Annotated in this window: 19 protein-coding genes; 8 read left to right on the top strand and 11 right to left on the bottom strand. The window is 67.1% G+C overall.

Annotation, left to right across the window (positions count from 1 at the left end):
* Positions 1-2 precede the first annotated feature (2 nt).
* The 7 genes from AC1DWJ_RS09410 to AC1DWJ_RS09380 all read right to left on the bottom strand — a co-directional run bounded on the left by AC1DWJ_RS09410 (position 3) and on the right by AC1DWJ_RS09380 (position 7,025).
* The gene (locus AC1DWJ_RS09410; protein ID WP_457253940.1) at positions 3-1,010 is read right to left on the bottom strand and encodes a sugar phosphate isomerase/epimerase family protein; all 1,008 of its coding nucleotides are present in this window, start codon (positions 1,008-1,010) and stop codon (positions 3-5) included.
* Positions 1,011-1,027: 17 nt separating this feature from the next.
* Positions 1,028-2,209, bottom strand: a complete 1,182-nt coding sequence (locus AC1DWJ_RS09405; RefSeq protein ID WP_457253941.1) for a Gfo/Idh/MocA family protein — start codon at positions 2,207-2,209, stop codon at positions 1,028-1,030.
* Entirely contained in the window at positions 2,206-3,723 is a 1,518-nt protein-coding gene (locus AC1DWJ_RS09400) for a GMC oxidoreductase (protein WP_477620650.1), read from the bottom strand. The genes AC1DWJ_RS09405 and AC1DWJ_RS09400 overlap by 4 nt, the downstream gene beginning before the upstream one ends.
* 24 nt (positions 3,724-3,747) lie before the next feature.
* On the bottom strand, positions 3,748-4,662 hold the full coding sequence (locus AC1DWJ_RS09395; RefSeq protein WP_457253943.1) for a redoxin family protein: 915 nt from the start codon (positions 4,660-4,662) through the stop codon (positions 3,748-3,750).
* A gap of 121 nt (positions 4,663-4,783) precedes the next feature.
* On the bottom strand, positions 4,784-5,425 hold the full coding sequence (locus AC1DWJ_RS09390) for a TetR/AcrR family transcriptional regulator (RefSeq protein WP_457253944.1): 642 nt from the start codon (positions 5,423-5,425) through the stop codon (positions 4,784-4,786).
* Between the two features lie 9 nt (positions 5,426-5,434).
* On the bottom strand, positions 5,435-6,544 hold the full coding sequence (locus tag AC1DWJ_RS09385) for a sugar phosphate isomerase/epimerase family protein (RefSeq protein WP_457253945.1): 1,110 nt from the start codon (positions 6,542-6,544) through the stop codon (positions 5,435-5,437).
* Complete coding sequence (locus AC1DWJ_RS09380; protein ID WP_477620649.1) at positions 6,537-7,025, bottom strand: C-glycoside deglycosidase beta subunit domain-containing protein; 489 nt, start codon at positions 7,023-7,025, stop codon at positions 6,537-6,539. The genes AC1DWJ_RS09385 and AC1DWJ_RS09380 overlap by 8 nt, the downstream gene beginning before the upstream one ends.
* An 83-nt stretch (positions 7,026-7,108) precedes the next feature.
* Here AC1DWJ_RS09380 and AC1DWJ_RS09375 point away from each other — a divergent pair, with 83 nt between their 5' ends.
* The 4 genes from AC1DWJ_RS09375 (at position 7,109) to AC1DWJ_RS09360 (ending at position 12,758) form a co-directional block, all read left to right on the top strand.
* Complete coding sequence (locus AC1DWJ_RS09375) at positions 7,109-8,599, top strand: MDR family MFS transporter (protein WP_477620648.1); 1,491 nt, start codon at positions 7,109-7,111, stop codon at positions 8,597-8,599.
* A gap of 133 nt (positions 8,600-8,732) precedes the next feature.
* Entirely contained in the window at positions 8,733-9,911 is a 1,179-nt protein-coding gene (gene xylA / locus AC1DWJ_RS09370; protein WP_457253948.1) for a xylose isomerase, read from the top strand.
* Positions 9,912-9,914: 3 nt separating this feature from the next.
* Positions 9,915-11,399 (top strand): xylulokinase, encoded by a 1,485-nt coding sequence (locus AC1DWJ_RS09365; protein ID WP_477620647.1) that lies wholly within the window; start codon positions 9,915-9,917, stop codon positions 11,397-11,399.
* 111 nt (positions 11,400-11,510) lie between these two features.
* A complete protein-coding gene (locus AC1DWJ_RS09360) occupies positions 11,511-12,758 on the top strand; it encodes an FAD-binding protein (RefSeq protein WP_477620646.1) in 1,248 nt (415 codons plus the stop codon).
* 54 nt (positions 12,759-12,812) lie between these two features.
* Here AC1DWJ_RS09360 and AC1DWJ_RS09355 read toward each other — a convergent pair whose 3' ends face one another.
* Genes AC1DWJ_RS09355 through AC1DWJ_RS09340 form a run of 4 tightly spaced genes read right to left on the bottom strand, consistent with a single transcriptional unit; the run spans position 12,813 to position 16,446 of the window.
* A complete protein-coding gene (locus AC1DWJ_RS09355) occupies positions 12,813-13,622 on the bottom strand; it encodes an SDR family NAD(P)-dependent oxidoreductase (protein WP_477620645.1) in 810 nt (269 codons plus the stop codon).
* The gene (locus AC1DWJ_RS09350) at positions 13,619-14,596 is read right to left on the bottom strand and encodes a cyclase family protein (protein ID WP_457253953.1); all 978 of its coding nucleotides are present in this window, start codon (positions 14,594-14,596) and stop codon (positions 13,619-13,621) included. The genes AC1DWJ_RS09355 and AC1DWJ_RS09350 overlap by 4 nt, the downstream gene beginning before the upstream one ends.
* A 36-nt stretch (positions 14,597-14,632) precedes the next feature.
* A complete protein-coding gene (locus AC1DWJ_RS09345) occupies positions 14,633-15,412 on the bottom strand; it encodes an SDR family oxidoreductase (RefSeq protein ID WP_477620644.1) in 780 nt (259 codons plus the stop codon).
* Complete coding sequence (locus tag AC1DWJ_RS09340; protein ID WP_477620643.1) at positions 15,409-16,446, bottom strand: Gfo/Idh/MocA family protein; 1,038 nt, start codon at positions 16,444-16,446, stop codon at positions 15,409-15,411. Before AC1DWJ_RS09340 ends, AC1DWJ_RS09345 begins: the two co-directional genes overlap by 4 nt.
* 315 nt (positions 16,447-16,761) lie before the next feature.
* Here AC1DWJ_RS09340 and AC1DWJ_RS09335 point away from each other — a divergent pair, with 315 nt between their 5' ends.
* The 4 genes from AC1DWJ_RS09335 (at position 16,762) to AC1DWJ_RS09320 (ending at position 20,106) form a co-directional block, all read left to right on the top strand.
* Positions 16,762-17,757: an NADP-dependent oxidoreductase gene (locus AC1DWJ_RS09335; protein ID WP_457253956.1), complete on the top strand. Its 996-nt coding sequence runs from the start codon at positions 16,762-16,764 to the stop codon at positions 17,755-17,757.
* An 87-nt stretch (positions 17,758-17,844) separates the two neighbouring features.
* On the top strand, positions 17,845-18,711 hold the full coding sequence (locus AC1DWJ_RS09330; RefSeq protein WP_457253957.1) for an alpha/beta fold hydrolase: 867 nt from the start codon (positions 17,845-17,847) through the stop codon (positions 18,709-18,711).
* Positions 18,711-19,445, top strand: coding sequence for an SDR family oxidoreductase (locus tag AC1DWJ_RS09325; RefSeq protein ID WP_457253958.1), 735 nt, complete (start codon positions 18,711-18,713; stop codon positions 19,443-19,445). Before AC1DWJ_RS09330 ends, AC1DWJ_RS09325 begins: the two co-directional genes overlap by 1 nt.
* A 58-nt stretch (positions 19,446-19,503) precedes the next feature.
* On the top strand, positions 19,504-20,106 hold the full coding sequence (locus AC1DWJ_RS09320; RefSeq protein ID WP_477620642.1) for a TetR/AcrR family transcriptional regulator: 603 nt from the start codon (positions 19,504-19,506) through the stop codon (positions 20,104-20,106).
* Positions 20,107-20,129: the final 23 nt, after the last annotated feature.

Genomic DNA, 20,129 nt, shown 5'->3' with positions numbered 1-20,129 from the left:
GGTCACTCCCCCGACGAGAAGGCTGCGTCGAACGAGGCTGAGGGCGCGTCGAAGGCGAGTCGGCGCACAAATTCCAGCGCCTCGGGAGCACCGACGAGGCGATCCATCCCTGCGTCCTCCCACTCGACGGAGATGGGTCCGTCGTAGCCGATGGTGTTGAGCATCCGGAAGCACTGCTCCCACGGCACGTCACCGTGACCCGTGGACACGAAGTCCCAGCCGCGACGGGGGTCTGCCCAAGGGAGGTGGGACCCGAGACGTCCGTTGCGGCCGTTGCCCACCAGGCGCTTGGCGTCCTTGCAGTCGACGTGGTAGATCCGGTCCTTGAAGTCCCACAGGAAGCCCACCGGGTCGAGGTCCTGCCAGACGAAGTGGCTCGGGTCCCAGTTGAGACCGAATGCCTCACGGTGGCCGATGGCCTCGAGGGTGCGGACCGTCGTCCAGTAGTCGTAGGCGATCTCCGAGGGGTGCACCTCGTGCGCAAACCGGACCCCACACTCGTCGAAGACGTCGAGGATCGGGTTCCACCGGTCGGCGAAGTCCTGGTAGCCGGCGTCCACCATCTCGGCCGACGCGGGCGGGAACATCGCGACGTACTTCCAGATCGCCGAACCGGTGAACCCGATGACAGTGGAGACCCCCAGCCGCTGAGCCGCGCGGGCCGTCATCTTCATCTCCTCGGCAGCGCGCTGTCGCACACCCTCGGCGTCACCATCGCCCCAGACCCGGGACGAGAGAATGCCCTGGTGCCGGGCGTCGATCGGGTCGTCGCACACGGCTTGCCCTGTGAGGTGGTTGGAGATCGCAAACACCTTGAGGTTGTACTTGGCCAGGAGGTCGAGCTTGGCCTGGACGTAGTCGTCGTCGTCTGCGGCCCTCCAAGGGTCGAGGTGGTCCCCCCAGCAGGCGATCTCGAGGCCGTCGTAGCCCCATTCGGAGGCTAGGCGCGCGACCTCTTCGAAGGGCAGGTCGGCCCACTGGCCGGTGAAGAGGGTGACGGGGCGAGGCATGGTGGTTCCTTCCGATCTCAGGCGGGGACGGTCTGCCAGGTCCGCGAGGCGGAGCTGGTCTCGACGGCGTCGAGGACACGCTGCACTTGGAGGCCCTCGTCGAACGAGGGTGTGGGGTCACTCCCTGCGGCGATGGCGGACACCAGGTCGACGACCTGGTGGCTGAAGCCGTGCTCATAGCCGAGGCCGTGCCCCGGTGGCCACCAGGCCGCGAGGTAGGGATGGTCCGGCTCGGTGGCGAGGATCCGGCGGAAGCCGGCGGTGTCGGACGGCTCGCCCGCATCGAAGAACTCCAGGACGTTCATGTCCTCGAAGTCGAAGGCGAGACTTCCCTTGGACCCGTTGACCTCGATCCGCAGGGCGTTCTTGCGCCCGTAGGCGAAGCGGGTGGCTTCGAACACGCCCATGGCGCCGTTGGAGAACGTGGCCAGGAAGCTCGCTGCGTCGTCGACGGTCACCGGTCCGCGCTCCGTCGATGCGGTGCCGGACAGTCCGGCGTGCTCGCTCGCGACCGGGCGCTCGGCCACGAAGGTTCGAAGGTTTCCCGAGACCTCGACGACCGTGTCGCCGGTCAGGTACTGCGCCAGGTCGAGCGCGTGAGCGCCGATGTCACCAAGCGCTCCGGAACCGGCCTTCTCCTTGTCCAGTCGCCAGGACAACGGGGCCTCCGGGTCGGCGATCCAGTCCTGCAGGTACTGGGCTCGCACGTGACGAACCTCGCCGATGCGTCCCTGCTCGACGAGCCGCTTGGCCAGGGCGATCGCCGGCACCCGGCGGTAGGTGAAGCCGACCATGGACCGCACTCCGCGCTCGCGAGCCTCGCGCGCCGAGACGGCCATCCGCTCGGCCTCGTCGACGGAGTTGGCCATCGGCTTCTCGCACAGCACGTGCTTGCCGGCCCGCAGCGCGGCGATGGCGATCTCCGCGTGGGTGTCGCCCGGCGTGCAGATGTCGACCAGATCGATGTCGTCGCGGTCAAGGACGCGTCGCCAGTCGGTCTCGGTCGACGACCAGCCCATCCTCTCGGCGGCCGCGCTGAGCCGGCCCTCGTCGCGACCGACGAGCACGGTCATCTCAGGGGCGAGGGGGAGATCGAACACACGGGGGGCCGTTCGCCACGCCTGGGAATGGGCAGCGCCCATGAAGGCGTATCCCACCATGGCCACGCGCAGTGCTGGCCGATCCTGGTTGTCGGTCATTGCAGTTGGCCTTCCTGCTTCGGGTAGGTCGTCGCGATGTCGCGTGCGCCGGCCACGGCCAGGGCAACGGACGTCAGCGTCGGGTTGCATGCGGTGGACGTGGGGATGACACCGTTGCCGGCGACCCTCAGACCCTCGACACCCCAGACTCTCGACAATGAGTCGCACACCGAGGTGCCGTCATCGGCCAAGCCCATCCGCACGGTGCCCTGGTAGTGGAGGGACGCCCCCGCCGGCAGGGTGATCGGTTCGGCGTCGAGAGGGTCGCCAAGGGCCGCCGCCGCTCGCTTGACCGTCTCGCGCGCACGGTCCAGAGCCGCGCGGTCGCCGTCCGTCAGCGTGTAGTGGACCCTGATCGCCGGCATCCCGTACGCGTCGGTCCGGTCGTCGTCGAACTCGAGGCGATCGGTCTCCTGGAGCTCCTTGGCACAGAACCAGCCGAGGCCGACGATACTGCCCGGCTCCACAGCGTCATCGGTGGCCAGGGGCACCGGCGACGCGTCCAGCTGCATGACCTGGCCGTGGAAGGGTTCAGCGTCGGTGAACGGAACCCAGCTCACCCCGCTCTGGCGGGCGATCGAGGGCTTCCCGGGCTCCGCGCCCTGCTCACCCCGACCCGCGCCGACGTCACGCAGCCGTGCCGCGAAGATGACCTGGGACTGGTCGTTCAGGTAGCGACCCAGCGCGCGAGGGCGGATTCCCGACGCCCACAGGAGCTGTGGGGTTCGGACCGCATCAGCGGCCACGACGACCTGACCGGCCGCCACGTAGTGTTCGGCATCGTCCTGGAGGTCGCGGACCACGACACCTGACACGGAACCGTCCTCCAGCCGAAGCACACGAACCTGCGCTTCGGGGAAGAGGCTGTGTCGCGGGTTGGACCGCGTGGCGTCGCCGTAGACAACGTCAGATCCCGACCAGGTCACCCGGCCGTCACCGTGGGTCTGCACCGCCAATGGCATGGGCTGGACCTTGCGACCCGTCGGGCGCGAATCGTCGAAGATGCTGCCAAGCCGTGCTCGCACTTCGTTGGCGAAGGGAGCGCCGTCGAAGGCGTGGGCGGACACCCCGAGGAGGCGCTCTGCTTCATCGAGGAGCTCGTCGAGGTTGTCGATGAACCCGATGACCTCACTGTCGCCGGGCCTCGGGCACGCTGCGGTCCAGTGCGCCCCCATCCCCCCGACATTGCTCGACATCGCCAACGAAGGTATGCCGTGCTCGCCCGGCTGTTGGAAGCCGTCGGGAAGCAGATAGGTGCCGGCTCGACGAAGCCGCCGGTCCTCGGCGTCCGGGTCGACCAGGCCTTCTGAGCGACGCTGCGCGGCCGTCCTTTCCTCGGCGTCGACGATGTTCTTGACATGGAGCCCGGGCGTGTCCGCCAGAAGGGGTCCCACTTCGAAGGTGACGAGATCGAGGTCCGGACGCAGTTCGCTCAGGACGCGCGCGTAGGCCGCACCGGACGGCCCGCTTCCGACGATGGCGATGTCGACGCGTGAGGGGAAGTTCCGCGACATTGAGGACTCCTCGGGGATGTGGTCTCAGGCGCCAGCGTTGCCGCTGGAGGCCTTGCGGAAGTCGCGCCAGCCGGGCAGGTCCCACGGTCGGGCGAGCGCTTCGCGAAGCTGTGCGACGAGGTCGTCCTTGGCCGGGAGCGGGGAGACGCGGCCATCTGATCGCTGGTAGGTCCGGCAGGCGAGGGCCGACGGAGCATCGACGGCGAACAGATCGGTGCCGCCCACCTGGAACGTGGGAGACCCGGGAAAGGATCGGCTGGTTGCCTGTTCGGGAGAGGTGACCTGGACCCGCTCCAGGCGGACGTCGGTGCGACCGATCTCGGCGAGGCACTCGGTCAGGAGGATCTCGGCGGCGCCGTGACTGGGACAGCCGTCGTACCAGAGCAGGTCGACGCGCCACTTGACCGAGCAGCCCGCCGGCGAGGTGGAGGGTCGCTGGACAGGCTCGCTGGCCAGCACGTTCTCGAGGGCATCCCGCACGAACTGGGCATTCTGGGTCGGGTCATCGTGGTCTGCGTCGGGCGCGCCGTGGTAGCGGATGAGCCCATCGCTGTCGACGACGAACACCTCGGGCGTTGCCGTGGCGCCGAAGGAAGCCGTGACCGACTGCTGCACGTCCTTGAGGTAGACGCCGGTGACCTCGCCGGCCTCGATGCGGTGGCGCATACCCTCGATGGAGTCCTTGGGCTGGAGCTGGTCGTCGTTGCTCACGACCTGGACGACCTGAACTCCGCGGGTCCCGTAGTCGGCACCGACCTGCTGGATGCGGTCGTGCCACGCGAGGGCGTAGGGACACCCGTTCGAGGTGAAGACGACAACGGTGGCCACGTTGGCGGAGTACTTCGTGCTGACCGTGGTGCCATCGACGTCCGGGAGGGTGATGTCCGGAGCATCGTCTCCGACCGTCCTGCGGCGAACGTTCGTGGTCGTGTCGGGCACCGTGTCTCCTCTCGACGTCCCACCGCTGTGGCGGGCGCTGCGGAGAGTCTTCATCGTGCGGAACTAAAACAACAGTTCTAGTTCATGATGCCGTGCATCGTCATCAGCGATGCCCGGCAGGTCAGACCGGTGCGAGATATGCGGCGACCATCTCGACGAGCACTGCGAGCAGTTCGTCCCAGGGCTGGTCCATCGCAGCCTCAGGGTCGCTCCCCAGGCCCAGCTGGCGGGCGAGGACGCTGTAGACCACCGTGCAGGACCACGTGACCGCGGCCTGTGGATCCGGGCGAGTGATGCCACCATCGGCCGACAGGAGGGTGCTGGCGAAGGCCGACACCATCTCTTCGTGCGCCCTCTTGCCGCCCGCGGCGATCACTGGGTCCCGGTGGGCGAGCCGCATGAACGGAGCCAGCTCCTCGGCATGCCGGCGCAACAGCTCCGCGAGGGCACGCACGGCGCGCCCCACCAGATCCACCAGGGACTCGTGGGGCGCGACCTCCAGACTCAGTGCCTGACGGGTCTCGATCGCCAGACGATCCATGAGGCGCACATGCGCAACACGGATGAGATCCTCCTTGCTGGCGACCCGCGCGTAGATGGACCCGGTTGAGACCCCTGAGCGCGCTGCCACCTCGGCGACCGTGATGGCACCTGAGCGTCGCTCGACCATCAGGGACATGGCGGCCTCGACCGCGCGGTCGAAGGACTGACGGCTGCGCTCTTGCTTCGGCTGCTTGACCAGCTCGCTGCTCGGGGGCGTCATGCGCAGAGCCTACGAAACGGCCCGGCGCACCGACCCATGGTGAGCCGCCAGTTGCTGACGAGCCTCCGCGGCCGACGTGATCATGCGCGACCCCGCGAGCTCGGCCGCCGATCGCTGGACAGCCTGCTCACCCGCCACGATCGGGAACGCGTCGTCCCAGTAGTTCCAGTGCCATCCTTCGTACTCCGTCGAGACGGCGCCCTTGTACCCGGCGTTGACGAGGAGCGTGATGAGGTCACGGACGGGAACGGACGGCTCCTCACCGTTCTCGTCGATGCCGAAGAACTTGCCGTGGACGTGACGGATCCAGGGCAGGATCTCGTGCCACGAGTCCACCCTGGCCGGTCCGAACAGACCGGTCCCGTTGATCGCAAGGTCGACGCCGAGCTCCGGCCGGCCGTGACGTGCCGCCAGCCCAATGAAGGAACCGAACCGCTCACCGTGCTCGGCGTCGGTGTTCGGCGGACCCTGTCGGTAGTAGTCGCGCCACAGCGAGACCGCGGCCGAGATGAGGTCCTCGCTCGCACCACGTCGCCGGTATGCCTCGATCGCAGACGGCGCGAAGTCGGAGACGGTGGAACCCCAGTCGGCCACGAAGCCAAGCAGGGGCGACCCCAGCTTCTCGTACCGATCGCGAAGGGCCAGGACCAGCTCGTGCTGCCCGTGGTGGTGAGCGTGGACCTCGATCGCCAGCGTCACCCCGTACCGCTCGGCGATGGGGAGCAGCGCCTCCATCGAGTCCGGGGTCAGGGAGATCTGGACGCGCGCCAACGGGAAACCGAGCTTCGCCGCGGACTCGATCTGGCGACGCATGTACTCCACCAGCTCGGCGTCCGTCATCAGGCGGTCGCGCCGGATGCCGACGTCCGTGTTGATGGCCAGGGAGGTCTGGACCAGCCCAGCATCACTCACCACGCCACGGAACCACTCGGCATACTCGTCGGTCACGTCCGGGAAGCCGCGGAAAGCCGAGAAGCCGATGATCTCCAAGCCGGGCCCGTACCCGTCGGCGGACACCCGGCGGATGAGGCCTTCGAGATCGTACTGCCGCGCGTGGAACGCGCGAGTGAAGCTGTAGAGGGTCACGCCCTGGATCGGGGTGCCGAGGCCGTCAGACATGTGCAGCAACCTCCATGGTCTTGCGGCCGTGCTCCTCGATGAGCAGCACGCCGTGGGCGGTCACGATGTAGGGGATGTAGAGGTGGAGGTCGACCTCGACTTCGTGCGTCTGGCCGTCTTCGACTGCGAGGTCCCCCGACAGGACGGCGGAGTCGGTGGTGAACCACCACTCATCGACCGTGTCCGCGAGTTGGTCCAGTCGGAAATCCCTACCATTCATGTTCCACAGCAGGCTGTCCTTGGGTGCGACGTGGCCGTCAATGCGCAGCTCGACGTCAGCGATGCATGACGCGGGCAACGCCCGGTACCAAGGGATGCGAACCTCAACGGAGGCGCGCCGTCCTTCCGCCCTGAGGGTCCCCTCCTCCAGAATCCGGTCGGCGATCATCAACACTCCCTTGCTAGGTCGTCCGTTCCAAGACAGCGTCATTGAAGCGGTGATCTGACGATCGACGAAGGCGTGAATGCCGATGCGAGACATCACCAGAAGCGATGCCCACCTTCAACTATTCGAAGGACGTGAGGCCGGCTTCCGCCCGCCGAGGTCGGATACGATGAAGACGGATGCCGGGGTGGCAATCGCACGGCTGCGACCGCCCGTCGGGCCCGTCATTGGCGGGCTACGCGCACATCGCCGCGTCCTACTCAGGCAGGACTGCCCCCGTGCCCAGTGCCACTCTGTTTGCTCCCGCATACCCATCCACGCGACACCGCCGTCTCCAAGCTGCGCTCCTTGTCGTCACGTTGCTCACGGCCATGGACCAGACGATCGTCGCGACCGCACTGCCCGCCATAGTTCGCGATGTCGGCGGCCGCTCCGCGATGGGTTGGGTCTTTGCCAGCTACACGCTGGCGATGACCATCTCCATGCCCGTCTATGGGCGTCTGGGCGACCTGCGTGGCCGCCGATCGGTCTTCCTCCTGTGCCTTGCCGGATTCGTCATCTCATCCGTCGCCTGCGGGCTCGCAAGCACCATGCTGCAGCTCGTTGCACTCCGCGCGATTCAAGGGCTGGCCGGGGGTGGTGTCCTCGTCCTTTCCCAGGCCGTTGTCGCGGACGCTGTGCCAGCTCGTCACCGCGGCCAGTTCATGGCCCCGGTGGGACTCGTATTCGCGACCGCCAGCGTGGTGGCTCCCCTTGTCGGAGGCGTCCTCACCGACACCGTGGGATGGCGGTGGGTGTTCTGGGTGAACCTGCCCCTTGGGGTCATGGCGCTTGCGATGGCGTTCAAGTCCGTCCCCCGGACCGAGTCCCCAAGCCCCAGTGGAAAGCTGGACGTTCCAGGGGCCATCGTCTACGCGGTCGCCGTGACAGCGCTCGTCTCCCTGACCGGCACGGTCGGACAGGGCGGCCCTTGGGGGAAGCCTGCTGCTGGCGCGGCCCTTCTGGTTGTGACGGTGTTGGCGACCGGCGTCTTCGTGAGGCGGATGCTCCGTCACGTGGACCCGCTCATTCCCGTGGGCGTGTTGAAGGATCGCACGATCACCGTCAGCACATGGTTGGGCTTGACGATCGGGGTCGCCGTCTTTGCGCTCGTCGGCTACCTCCCGACCATCGTCCAGACTGTCCTGGCCGTCCCTGCCACAGCTTCCGGAGCCCTCCTCTTGGCACTCATCGTCGGAATGATGGCCTCGATCTTCGGGACGTCCGCCTTGATCTCTCGGACCGGGAAGTATCGGCGACTGCCCGTCCTTGGGTGCGCGGTCGGTGCGGGCGCGATGACTGCACTGTCGGGTCTGGACGCGTCCTGGAGCGTGCTGCACACCGCTGCGTGGGTGTCCGTGCTTGGCATGGGCACCGGTTGCTACATGCAGCTCGTCACCACGATGGCGCAGGACGCGGCGCCCAGAGAGCACGTGGGATCCGCAACGTCCACCGTCTCACTCGGGCGTGAACTCGGAGTCACCATCGGGGCCGCCTCGATAGGGGGTGCGCTTGCCACTCAGTCCGATGAGGGCGGGCTGTTCCTCGCGCTTGCGGGAGTCCTCGCCCTTGGCGCGGTGGTGGCGCTCTTTCTGCCGCACCGTGAGTTCGTCACCGAGCCCTCACCCTGATCCCGGCATCGCTCGCGCCGATGGTCTCCATCACGAACTAGAACTGTCATTCCGATTTGGGATGGGCGATGCTGGCAACCGCTCGCGACACCCGTTTGCGACGCGACAGTCCCCTTCCGGAAGTGAGTGCACCGTGGATCGTCAGCCTCAGCCTGAAGACAGATTCTCGTTCGGTCTCTGGACCGTCGGCTGGACCGGCGCCGACCCCTTCGGAACGGCCAGCCGCCCCGCGCTGGACCCGTGGGAGTATGCCGAGAAGCTCGCCGAGATCGGCGCCTGGGGCATCACCTTCCACGACAACGACGTCTTTGCCTTCGACGCCGACGACGCAACCAAACAGGACCGCCTTGGCCGATTGAAGGCCGCCACGGATGCCTCCGGGTTGGTCATCGAGATGGTCACCACCAACACCTTCTCGCACCCGGTCTTCAAGGATGGCGGACTGACGTCAAACGACCGGTCGGTCCGGCGGTTCGGGCTGCGCAAGGTTCTCGGCGCCGTTGACATCGCCGCCGAGATGGGTGCCACGACCTTCGTCATGTGGGGCGGCCGCGAGGGCGCCGAGTACGACGGATCCAAGGACCTGTACTCGGCCTTGGACCGTTACAAGGAGGGTCTGGACACCGTTGCGGCATACATCAAGGACAAGGACTACGACCTGCGAATCGCGCTCGAACCCAAGCCGAACGAGCCCCGTGGAGACATCTTCCTGCCTACGGTCGGGCACGCTCTGGCGCTGATCGCGGAACTCGAGCATGGTGACATCGTGGGCGTGAACCCGGAGACGGGTCACGAGCAGATGGCCAACCTCAACTACACGCACCAGCTCGCCCAGGCGCTCTGGAGCGACAAGCTGTTCCACATCGACCTGAACGGTCAGCGCGGCCTGAAGTACGACCAGGATCTCGTCTTCGGGCACGGCGATCTGTTGTCCGCCTTCTTTACCGTTGACCTGCTTGAGAACGGCTTCGTCGGCAGGCCAGACGCCCCGCGCTTTGATGGGCCAAGACACTTCGACTACAAGCCGTCTCGCACCGAGCACCTCACCGGAGTGTGGGAGTCCGCCAAGGCGTGCATGTCCACCTACCTGCACCTGGCCGAGAAGGCGAAGTCATTTCGCGCGGACCCACGGGTCACGGAGGCGCTCGAGTACTCCGGTGTCACGTCACTGGCCACGCCTACCCTCGACCCGAACGAGTCGGTCACCGACTTCCTCGCCGGGGATGACGGCTTCGACGTGGAGGAGGCAGCGGAGCGCGACTACGGCTTCGTCCGGCTCAACCAGCTCGCCATCGAGCACCTGGTTGGCTGACGGGTGACCCTCGTCGCGGGCATTGACTCATCAACCCAGTCGTGCAAAGTCGTGATCCGGGACGCCGAGTCTGGGCAGCTGGAGCGCCGCGGTAGCGCCCAACATCCTCCAGGCACGGAGGTCGACCCTGAGGCTTGGTGGGAGGCCCTCAAGACCGCGATCGAGACTGCCGGCGGCCTGTCGGACGTCGCTGCGATCTCCGTCGCAGGTCAGCAACACGGCATGGTGTGTCTGGACGCGCAGGGTCACGTGATCCGTCCCGCTCTGTTGTGGAACGACACACGCTCTGCGTCGGCCGCCTCGGACCTGATTCGCGAGCTCGGCGAGGGTGAGGAGACCCTCGGTGCCACGAGATGGGCAGAGGCCGTCGGAACAGTCCCGGTCGCTTCGCTCACCGTGACCAAGCTGCGGTGGCTCGCCGACCACGAGCCCGACAACGCCGCCGCAACAGCCGCCGTATCCCTTCCGCACGACTGGCTGACCTGGCGGCTCACCGGCGCCGAGTCCCTCGACACCCTGGTAACCGACCGCTCCGACGCCTCCGGCACAGGCTATTTCGACGCCGTCTCAGGGACCTACCGGCGGGACCTACTGGCCTTGGCCCTTCGTCGCGACGAGTCGGCCGTAGCCACCATCCGACTTCCGCGCGTCCTGGGACCCCACGACCCAGCGGGCCAAGGATCAGCGGACCTGGGGCTCTCACATCTGGTCGTAGGCCCCGGATGCGGCGACAACGCCGGCGCTGCACTGGGTCTGGGCTTGGGGGCCGGGGACACGCTGGTATCGCTCGGCACCTCGGGCGTCGTCGCCTCGGTCTCAGACACCCCGACAGCCGACCGGACCGGAACCGTTGCGGGGTTCGCGGACGCGACGGGCCGGTTCCTCCCCCTCGCCTGCACCCTCAACGGCGCCCGGGTCCTCGATGCAACCGCGCAGCTGCTCGGCGTCGACCACGAGGCCCTTGCGCAGCTTGCGCTCGGCGCACCTCCGGGGTCAGGAGGACTCGTCCTCGTTCCCTACCTCGAGGGCGAGAGGACACCGAACCTGCCCTTGGCCACCGGTGAACTGCATGGAGTCACTCTGGAGGGTCTGACTGCCGCCAACCTGTCTCTGGCCTCCTTCGAGGGCCTCGCGGGGCTCCTCGGAGCCGCGATGGCCGGGATGCGGGATCAGGGCGTCACCATCAATACCGTGACACTCGTCGGCGGTGGCGCACGGTCAGAGGCATTCCGCGTCGTCGGGTCAAGGACCTGGGGGCTACCGGTGATCGTGCCGGATGTCGGAGAGGACGTCGCCGACGGAGCCGCCCGCCAAGCGGCATGGGTCTTGCTGGGCAGCCCCGAGCCACCGTCATGGCACTTCCGCACGACGACCGAGTACACACCTGAGGCCCAGCCCGACGTGCAAGCCGCCTACGACAGGGCCGCTGGTCGAGTTGCACGAGCGAGCGTGGCGACCGTCGTTCACCTGGCCGGCGATCCCGCGTAAGCCCCCCCACGCCACCGCCACGCCACCGCCACGCCACCGCCACGCCACCGCCACGCCACCGCCACGCCACCGTACGAACGTCACCGCGAGTTTGAAGGAAGAAGGTCTGTTGTGGCGTCCGCCATCGGCACCAATTGGGCTGGCAACTACTCCTACACCGCCGTCGCATTGGCGAGGCCATCAAGTGTCGACGAGTTGCAAGAACTTGTCGCGGGGTCACCACGAATACGAGCGCTCGGCTCTCGTCACTCGTTTACCGACCTCACCGACACCGTCGGGATCCTCGTGGACCTGGCAGGGCTGCCGCACGACATCCGGATCGACGAGGAGTCGTGGTCGGTCTCTGTCTCGGCAGGAACGCGCTACGGCGACCTGGCGACGGCATTGGAGGCCAGCGGACACGCCTTGGCCAACATGGCATCCCTTCCCCACATCTCTGTCGGCGGGGCCGTGGCAACCGGGACGCACGGCTCCGGCGACCGGAACCAGTCTCTCGCCGGGGCCGTACGTGCCCTCGAGATTCTCGGAGCGAACGGCTGCGTGCGGCGCCTCGACCGGGCCGACCCCGACTTCAACGGATCCGTCGTGGCCTTGGGGGCGCTTGGCATTGTCACGCGCCTGGTCCTGGACATCGAGCCCAGCTACCTCGTCCATCAAGCCGTGCGGCTCGGTCTGAGCTGGTCAACCATCGAAGACCGTTTCGAAGACCTCACAGGGGCCGGGTACAGCGTCAGCATCTTCACCTACTTTGGTGACGAGACCGAGAACCAACTGTGGGTCAAGGCCCGGGGCGAACAGTTGACAGCCTCAGAACCCTTTGGCACGACCGCCGCACAAGCTCTCACCCACATGCTCCCTGGAGGCGCAACCGAAGCGCTCACGGACCAAGGGGGCGTCGCAGGTCCGTGGCTGCACCGACTGCCACACTTCCGCCTCGACTTCACCCCAAGCCGAGGTGACGAGCTCCAAAGTGAGTACTTTCTGCCGCGAGAGCATGCGCTTCCCGGGCTCGCCGCCCTGCGCCGCCTCTCCCCCAATTTCCGACACCTCCTGCAGGTGGCCGAGGTACGCACCGTCGCCTCGGATTCCCTGTGGCTGAGTGGCGCCTACGAACGCGAGACTGTCGCCTTCCACTTCACCTGGGTGAAGGACGAGCCAGCCGTCCGTGCTGCCCTCCGAGAGATCGAAGCCGCCCTGGTACCTCTGGGTGCTCGGCCGCACTGGGGGAAGCTCTTCGAGCTCGACCGGTCCCATGTGTCTGCGGCCTTCCCACGGTCTGAGGACTTCAGCAGGCTGATGAATCAAACCGATCCGGACCGGAAGTTCGGCAACCGTTTCATCCACCGCTACCTCCGCTGAATCCCGTTGGAGGAGAACGTCGAGATCGCTCTCAGTCGCCCACCTTCGCCAAGCTCACATACTTGCTGCGGGTGGGGCCGAGGTCCACTGACCCGGTAGCACGGCCGACCAGCCCCCGTCGACCACGAGGTTCGCCCCCGTGACGTAGGACGCCTCATCGGAGGCGAGGAACAGCGCACACTGCACTACCTCCCGAGGGCTTCCGACTCGGCCCAGTGGGATGTGCCGGGCGATGTCCCGCATGGGATGGCCGGGCGCGAGCAGGTCCGCTTGCGTGGCTGGAGTGGCGACCATGCCGGGGCTCACGCAGTTCACTCGTATGCCGTGCGGAGCACCTTCGGCGGCGAGCTGCTTGGTCAGAGCCACGATGCCACCCTTGGTGACGGTGTGGGCCACCCGGGTATTCGTCATTGACCCACTGATCCCGGCGGTGGAACCGACGAGCACGATCGCCCCTGAGGGCGAGACCTTGAGGTGTTTCCACGCGGTTCTGATCGGCAGGAACGCCACATCCAGCTCGTGAGCCAGCACGAAGTGCCACTCCTCGATAGTGACCTGCTCGACGGGGCTGAAGCGCGTTGCTCCCGCGTTGGCATACACGATGTCGATACCGCCATATCGCTCCGCGGCTTCGTCCACGCACGCGCGCACGCTCGCCTCGTCGGTGAGGTCCACAGGGTGCGTGCTGGTCATCACTCCTCCAGTGGCGCGGACCAGCTCGACAGTCTCAGCCGCGGCGTCTGCCTGGAGGTCGCAGCCCACCACGATGGCGCCCTCGGCCGCGAAGAGCAGCGCTGCTTCGCGGCCCTGACCACCAGCCGTGCCCGTGATCAGGGCGACCTTGCCCTCCAGTCGCCGTGTCACTTGACCGCGACTGGATTCACCGGTGCGCCAACGGCACCCGTGAACGGGATGGGCGCTGCCGTGAGCCAGAACTCGTAGACCCCGTCCGTGACGCAGTCCTCGCTGAGAGCCTCGAGATCCCACATCTCACCGAGGAAAAGCCCGATGTGTGGGATCGCCACCTGGTGCAGCGGCTGGAACGCGTCGTCGAACTCGTTGGGCCGCACCTCCAGGCCCCAGGTGTCCGTGGCGATGGCCGCGATTTCGGACCGGTGTAGCCAGTCGAGCGTGGTGAAAGACAGACCCGGCGAGTCCCCCCCGGCGTAGTCCTTCCAACCTTCGCGTCTGGCGCGCGTGAGCCGTCCCGTGCGGACCACGACGACGTCTCCACGACCGACGATGGAGCTGGGCCCCTGCGCGACGATCGTGGCCTCGAGGTGCTGCTCGGTGATCGCGAACCCGTCGGGCAGCTCACCGTCGGTCCCGAACTGACGAGCGACGTCGAGGAGCACCCCGCGCCCGGCGACGACGTCCGCCACCGTCTCGATGCCCGTGACGCTGTCGCCGAGGCTTGTCACCACCTGGTCGGCCGGACGCCCGTTCCAGGCCTTGCCGTGGTCGAAGATGTGGCCCAACCCATCCCATTGGGTCGAGCACTGGAGCGGCATCGTCACCACATCGTCCGCACCGCCAAGACCGTGGGGGAAACCCTGTACGCCCGCCACAGCGTCGGAACCAGTGTCGAGCATGACGTGGATCGGGTTGGTCCGCCTGCGCCACCCCTTCTGTGGCCCGTCCATGTCGAAGGACTGCGACAGCGAGAAGCTTCGACCGGTGACGACGAGGGCGGCGGCCGAGCGTCGCTTCTCCTGGCTCAGGAAGTTCATGGTGCCGCGAACGTCGTCGGGCCCCCACCGCCCCCAGTTCGAGACCCGCTTCGCTGCTGCCGCGATCGCGCCTGCAGGGTCGGTCGCGTCAAGCTCGTCAGGCGTCATGGTTGTGTCCATTCGTAGTGCGGTGGTGGCGCGGGCCTAGGTTCCCTCGCGCATGGGCGGGAGGTACTGGGGCCGCAGGATGTCGGAGACTGCCTTTGCCCCGCCGTGGGAGCTGGTGCCACCGTCCACGGGGATCTCGGCTCCGCTCACGTACGAGGCGGCGTCGCCGAGCAGGAACGTCACGACGCTCGCGATCTCGTTGCTGGCCCCCGCTCGGCCCAGTGGCGCGGCGTCGACAGAGGCGGCTCGGAACTCCGCCGGCGCCGACGCCGTCATCGGGGTGTCGATGAATCCGGGGTGGACGATGTTGACGCGGATTCCCAGCGGACCGAGTTCCAGGCACGCCGCATGGGTCAGCCCGCGGAGCGCCCACTTGCTGGCCGTGTACGCGACGGCGTAGTGGCCCTGGAGTGCGGCGAGCGAGCCGATGTTGACGATCGACGCGCCGGGACGCATGAGGGGAACGAGAGTCTTGATCCCGAGCAGCGGGCCAACGACATTGACGTCCTGTACCTCGACGAAGTCATCCCGTGTGGCGTCACCGACTCGCGCACGCCAGGTCGTCCCTGCGCAGTTCACCAGGCCGTGGATCGTCTGACCGGTGTCTGAGAGCTCTGCGGCCAAGGTGTCCCATTGCGACTCGTCGCGAACGTCGAGCGCGCGCACGCCATCCGTTGAGCGCTGGTCGACTGCGATGACGGTCGCGCCGGCGGCTGTTGCGCCCGCCGCCACGGCTGCGCCGATCCCAGAGGCCGCTCCGGTGACGACCACGGTGCGGCCCGAGAGGGAGAGCTGTGCCCATGGCGTCGGCGTCATGACCCGTGTCGGCCCAACGCGCCGAGCTGACCACCCTCGCTGGCGCGCTCACTCACCACCCGAAGTTGGGCTCGAACCCTCTCCAGGATTCGAAGAACTTCAACCGTGTGGGAGACCGGATGGATGGGATGCTCGAGGTCGCCCCGGAGGATGGCCTCGGATGCGGCGCGGAACATCGGGACGTAGCCGGCACCCTCCTGTTCGAAGGTGAGTTCCTCCACTGTCGGTGGGGCCGGAGGCTGTCCCGTCACCACGCGAAGGGAGCGTGGAGCGAAGAGCGGCTCGCCCAAGGTGATGCTTCCTCGCGTTCCGCCGATCCAACCGCCCGGGGGAATGAAGGTGGTGAGCGAGTTCGTCAGCTGTGCAAGCGCACCAGAGGTGTACATCAAGGTGTACGCCTCTTGTTCGTCGACACCGTCGTCGCGGATCTCTCCCACCGCGATCACCTGGTCCGGGGTTCCGAGGACAGCGTGCGCGACGGCGATCGTGTACACGCCCAGGTCGTACAGGGCGCCCCCGCCCAGCTCCGCGACCCAGTACCTGGCCGGGCCATCCGGGGGGACTGGGAATCCGGCACCGGCTTGAATCAGTCGCGGTACCCCGATCTTGCCCGACCGCAAGAGTTCGGTCACGGCTCGAAACGCCGGGGTGAACTTCATCCACATGGCCTCCATGAGAAATGCGCCGTTCTCGCGCGAGAGACCTTGCAGCTCCTCGGCTTCAGCGGAGGTCATCGTCAGGGGCTTTTCACACACCACGTGCGTACCCGTCCGCAAGGCGCGTGCGGCGTAGTCGAAGTGCAGCCCGTGTGGGATGCCGATGTACACCGCATCCACCTGCCCGGATGCGCAGAACTCGTCGAAGTCGGTGGACGCGAACGGGATCGCGTGCTCGGAGGCGAAACTCTCGGCCCGGTCCTTGTCACGCGAGCAGATGCCGACAAGCTCGACGTTGTCGCACAGCTGCAGATCGCCAACCGTTCGCCGCGCTATCCCGCCAGTCCCGACGATGCCCCAACGCACCCTCGCGCTCATCCTGCTCACTTCCTTCGTGTTTGCACTCAGGGCACAGTGGCCCGCGCAAACTTGAGTGACGGTTCATCCGCCTCGCGACAACAACATTGAATCCCTGATCGTCCGGCGAACGAACGCCTGAATGCCAATGCGAGGCATCACCCAGACCGATGCGTAGTCACCCACGACCGCGCCCACCCCTCGACTGCTCAGTTCGCCATGGGTGCGCCATTCCCAGTCACCGCGGCTGCCCGCGGGGGGTCACTTGACAGATTGCCTGAGTATACTCATTATTGAGTGACCTCATAATGAGGCAGGGTAGGAAGGACAAGCGACATGCGAGCGTTCGTTGTGAAGCAGTACAAGGGACCGTTGGAGGAAGCGGACGTTCCCGAGCCGGTGGTCGGAGAGCAGGACGTGCTCGTCCAGGTCCAGGCTGCCGGGCTCAACCTGCTCGACGAGAAGATCCGGACTGGCGAGTTCAAGCAGATCCTCCGGTACGAGCTGCCGCAGATCCTCGGCAACGACGTCGCGGGAACGGTGATCGGCGTCGGCGCGATGGTGCACGGATTCAAGCTTGGCGACAAGGTCTACGCCCGGCCCGCCAAGGATCGCATCGGAACGTTCGCAGAGCGCATCGCGATTGCCGAAGCCGACCTGGCGCTCAAGCCCGCGTCCGTCAGCCTCGAGGAAGCGGCCTCCCTGCCGCTAGTGGCGTTGACCGCATGGCAGGCGCTCGTCGAACGGGGCAACCTCCAGCCGGGTCAACGGGTTCTCATCCACGGGGGCGCCGGCGGAGTCGGAACGATCGCAATCCAACTCGCCAAGCACCTCGGCGCCATGGTCGCCACCACGTCCAGCAGGAGCGACGCCGACTTCCTGTGCGCACTCGGGGCGGATGTGGTCATCGACTACCGCAGCCAGGACTTCGAACAGCTCCTTGACGGGTACGACCTCGTGCTGGACACCGTCGGTGGAGAGACTCTGCAGAAGTCGCTGCATGTGTTGCGACCAGGGGGCAAAGTGATCGGGATCGCTGGGCCGCCAGACTCGGCGTTCGCCCGCGAGCTCGGCGCGAACCCGCTCCTCCGGCTTGTGATGACCGCCCTCAGCAGCGGCGTACGCCGCCAAGCCCGCCACCTCGGCGTGACGTACGAGTTCCTGTTCATGCGCGCCAGCGGTGACCAGCTCCGCCAGATCACAGACCTGGTGGACGCCGGCGCGGTGCGCCCCGTCGTCGGCCGGGTCTTCGACTTCGACCACACCGTGCAGGCGGTGCAGTCCCTCGGGAAGGGCCGCATCCGCGGCAAGGCCCTCATCAGCCACGCCTGACAAACCCTGCGCGCACCACGAACAACCCCCAACCAGCAACCCCCAACCAGAAACCCGCATCCACAAACCAGAAAGCACGAGAACATCATGAGCACGAACCCGCAAGGACAGGACAACGTCATCACGGCCTACAAGGACGCGCCGACCCAAACCGTCCACGCCGGCGGCGTGACCTACGCCTACCGCGAGCTGGGCCCGAAAGGCGGGACCCCCGTCGTCTTCTTCGTCCACCTCGCTGCGAACCTCGACAACTGGGACCCCCGGATCGTCGACCCCATCGCCGCCGAGCACCATGTGATCACCTTCGACAACCGCGGCGTCGGAGCATCCAGCGGCGCCGTTCCCGACAGCATCGAGGCGATGGCCGACGACGCGGTGACCTTCATCGAGGCTCTCGGCTTCGACCAGGTCGACATCTTCTCCTTCTCCCTCGGGGGCATGGTTGCCCAAGCACTCGTGGTCAAGCACCCCGGGCTGGTCCGCAAACTCGTCCTCACCGGCACCGGTCCTGCTGGCGGCAAGGACATGGACAAGGTTGCCGGCGTCACCTACTACGACATCCTGCGGGCGACCCTGACCCGGTCGGACCCCAAGGAGTTCCTCTTCTTCAACCGCAACGCCACAGGCAAGGCTGCTGCCCTCGCGTTCGTGGAGCGCCTCAAGGAGCGGGCCGCGGACCGCGACGCGCCGGTGTCGGTGAGGGCGCTCCAAACACAGCTCAAGGCGATCAAGAAGTGGGGACGCTCGATCCCCGGCGACCTGTCGAGGATCACCCAGCCGACCCTGATCGCCAACGGCGACAACGACCGGATGGTGCCTTCGGTGCTCTCCGAAGACCTGCACCGCCGCATCAAGGGGTCCGAGCTGGTCATCTACCCCGACTCCGGCCACGGCGGCATCTTCCAGTTCCACGACGCGTTCGCTCCGGCCGCCGTCGACTTCCTCGCCCGCTGATGCCTTCCCTCAAAGGTGGAGTGGTCCTGGTCACGGGGGCCAACGGCGGCATCGGAACCCACTTCGTCCACCAAGCTCTCGCGCGCGGCGCGGCCAAGGTCTACGCCACCGCCCGTACTCCTCGCACGTGGGGCGACGAGCGCATCGTCCCCCTCATCCTCGACATCACCGACGCCGCGTCCATCGAGGCGGCCGTGGCCGCCGCGCCAGACGTGACAGCGCTCATCAACAACGCCGGCGCCAACCCGCCAAGCGCCAGCCTGCTACAGGTGACCGAGGCGGACATCCGGGCAAACATGGAAACCAACTTCTTCGGACCCGTCCTCCTCGCCCGTGCCTTCGCGCCTACGCTCGCCGCACAGACCCAGTCCGTTCTCGTGGACGTGCACTCGGTGGCCAGCTGGTACGCGTTCGGCGGCATCTACAGCGCCGCGAAGGCCGCGCTCTGGTCAGCGACCAACTCACTGCGGCTCGAGCTCGCACCCGAGGGCGTCCACGTGACGGGTGTGCACATGGGCTACGTCGAGACCCGCATGGCCGCGCACGCGGATGGCCCCAAGATGCAACCGGCGGAACTCGTGACCAAGGTCTACGACGGTGTCGAGGCCGGCGACTACGAGGTCATCGCCGATGACCTGACCGTCCACGTCAAGGCGGCTCTCAGCGGTCCGGTCGAGGCCCTCTATCCGGAGCTCCGAGACACCAGGGCTCCCTTCTACGCCGTGGAAGAATGAGCGCCGAGCATCCGAGCCCACACAGCAGGAACCCACACCGCAGAGAAGGGCGGCAGTCATGCCACTCACCTCCCCACCAGTCGGACGGCGCGAGCGGAACAAACAGCAGAAGCTCGACCGCATCACCGCCGCCGCCCGAGAGCTCTTCGCAGAGCGCGGCGTGGACGAGGTCACCGCACAGGAGATCGCCGACAAGGCCGACATCGGTGCGGGCACGTTGTTCCTCTACGCCAAGAACAAGGGCGAGCTCCTCCTCCTCGTGCAGAACTCCTCCTACGCTGACGCCCTCGCCCGGGGCAGGACCGCCGCCGAGAGCATCCCCGACGTCCTCGACGCGGTGATGGCAGTGGTCCGACCCGTCGTGGAATGCAACCGCAAGCAGGTCGACAACGGGCGGACGTACCTGCGCGAGATCGTTTTCGGCGACCCCGAAGAGCCCCACCACCGCGACGCGCTCGCCCTGACGGTGCAGACCGAAAAGGCGATCGCCGACGTACTGGCGCGAGACGAGCGCATCCCCTCCCGCGACGTCGCGAAACTCGCCCACATCGTCTCTGCGATCATGTTCGTCAGCATGGCTGCGACGATCAACATCGCAAACCCGGTCGCCGACGTCGTCCAGGAGATAAGAGACCACGTCCGAGTTCTCCTACCCGGGTGACCTAACCGCCGCTCTGCGACAGG

This window comes from Pedococcus sp. P2_D7, assembly GCF_056404295.1.
Note: the sequence above shows the minus strand (reverse complement) of the source record. Positions and strands in the feature narration are given on the sequence as shown.

Coding starts and splice junctions, on each gene's coding strand:
- AC1DWJ_RS09410 (WP_457253940.1), bottom strand. CDS start 1,010: ATGCCTCGCCCCGTCACCCTCTTCACCGGCCAGTGGGCCGACCTGCCC.
- AC1DWJ_RS09405 (WP_457253941.1), bottom strand. CDS start 2,209: ATGACCGACAACCAGGATCGGCCAGCACTGCGCGTGGCCATGGTGGGA.
- AC1DWJ_RS09400 (WP_477620650.1), bottom strand. CDS start 3,723: ATGTCGCGGAACTTCCCCTCACGCGTCGACATCGCCATCGTCGGAAGC.
- AC1DWJ_RS09390 (WP_457253944.1), bottom strand. CDS start 5,425: ATGACGCCCCCGAGCAGCGAGCTGGTCAAGCAGCCGAAGCAAGAGCGC.
- AC1DWJ_RS09385 (WP_457253945.1), bottom strand. CDS start 6,544: ATGTCTGACGGCCTCGGCACCCCGATCCAGGGCGTGACCCTCTACAGC.
- AC1DWJ_RS09380 (WP_477620649.1), bottom strand. CDS start 7,025: ATGTCTCGCATCGGCATTCACGCCTTCGTCGATCGTCAGATCACCGCT.
- AC1DWJ_RS09375 (WP_477620648.1), top strand. CDS start 7,109: ATGCCGGGGTGGCAATCGCACGGCTGCGACCGCCCGTCGGGCCCGTCA.
- AC1DWJ_RS09350 (WP_457253953.1), bottom strand. CDS start 14,596: ATGACGCCTGACGAGCTTGACGCGACCGACCCTGCAGGCGCGATCGCG.
- AC1DWJ_RS09345 (WP_477620644.1), bottom strand. CDS start 15,412: ATGACGCCGACGCCATGGGCACAGCTCTCCCTCTCGGGCCGCACCGTG.
- AC1DWJ_RS09340 (WP_477620643.1), bottom strand. CDS start 16,446: ATGAGCGCGAGGGTGCGTTGGGGCATCGTCGGGACTGGCGGGATAGCG.
- AC1DWJ_RS09335 (WP_457253956.1), top strand. CDS start 16,762: ATGCGAGCGTTCGTTGTGAAGCAGTACAAGGGACCGTTGGAGGAAGCG.
- AC1DWJ_RS09330 (WP_457253957.1), top strand. CDS start 17,845: ATGAGCACGAACCCGCAAGGACAGGACAACGTCATCACGGCCTACAAG.
- AC1DWJ_RS09325 (WP_457253958.1), top strand. CDS start 18,711: ATGCCTTCCCTCAAAGGTGGAGTGGTCCTGGTCACGGGGGCCAACGGC.
- AC1DWJ_RS09320 (WP_477620642.1), top strand. CDS start 19,504: ATGCCACTCACCTCCCCACCAGTCGGACGGCGCGAGCGGAACAAACAG.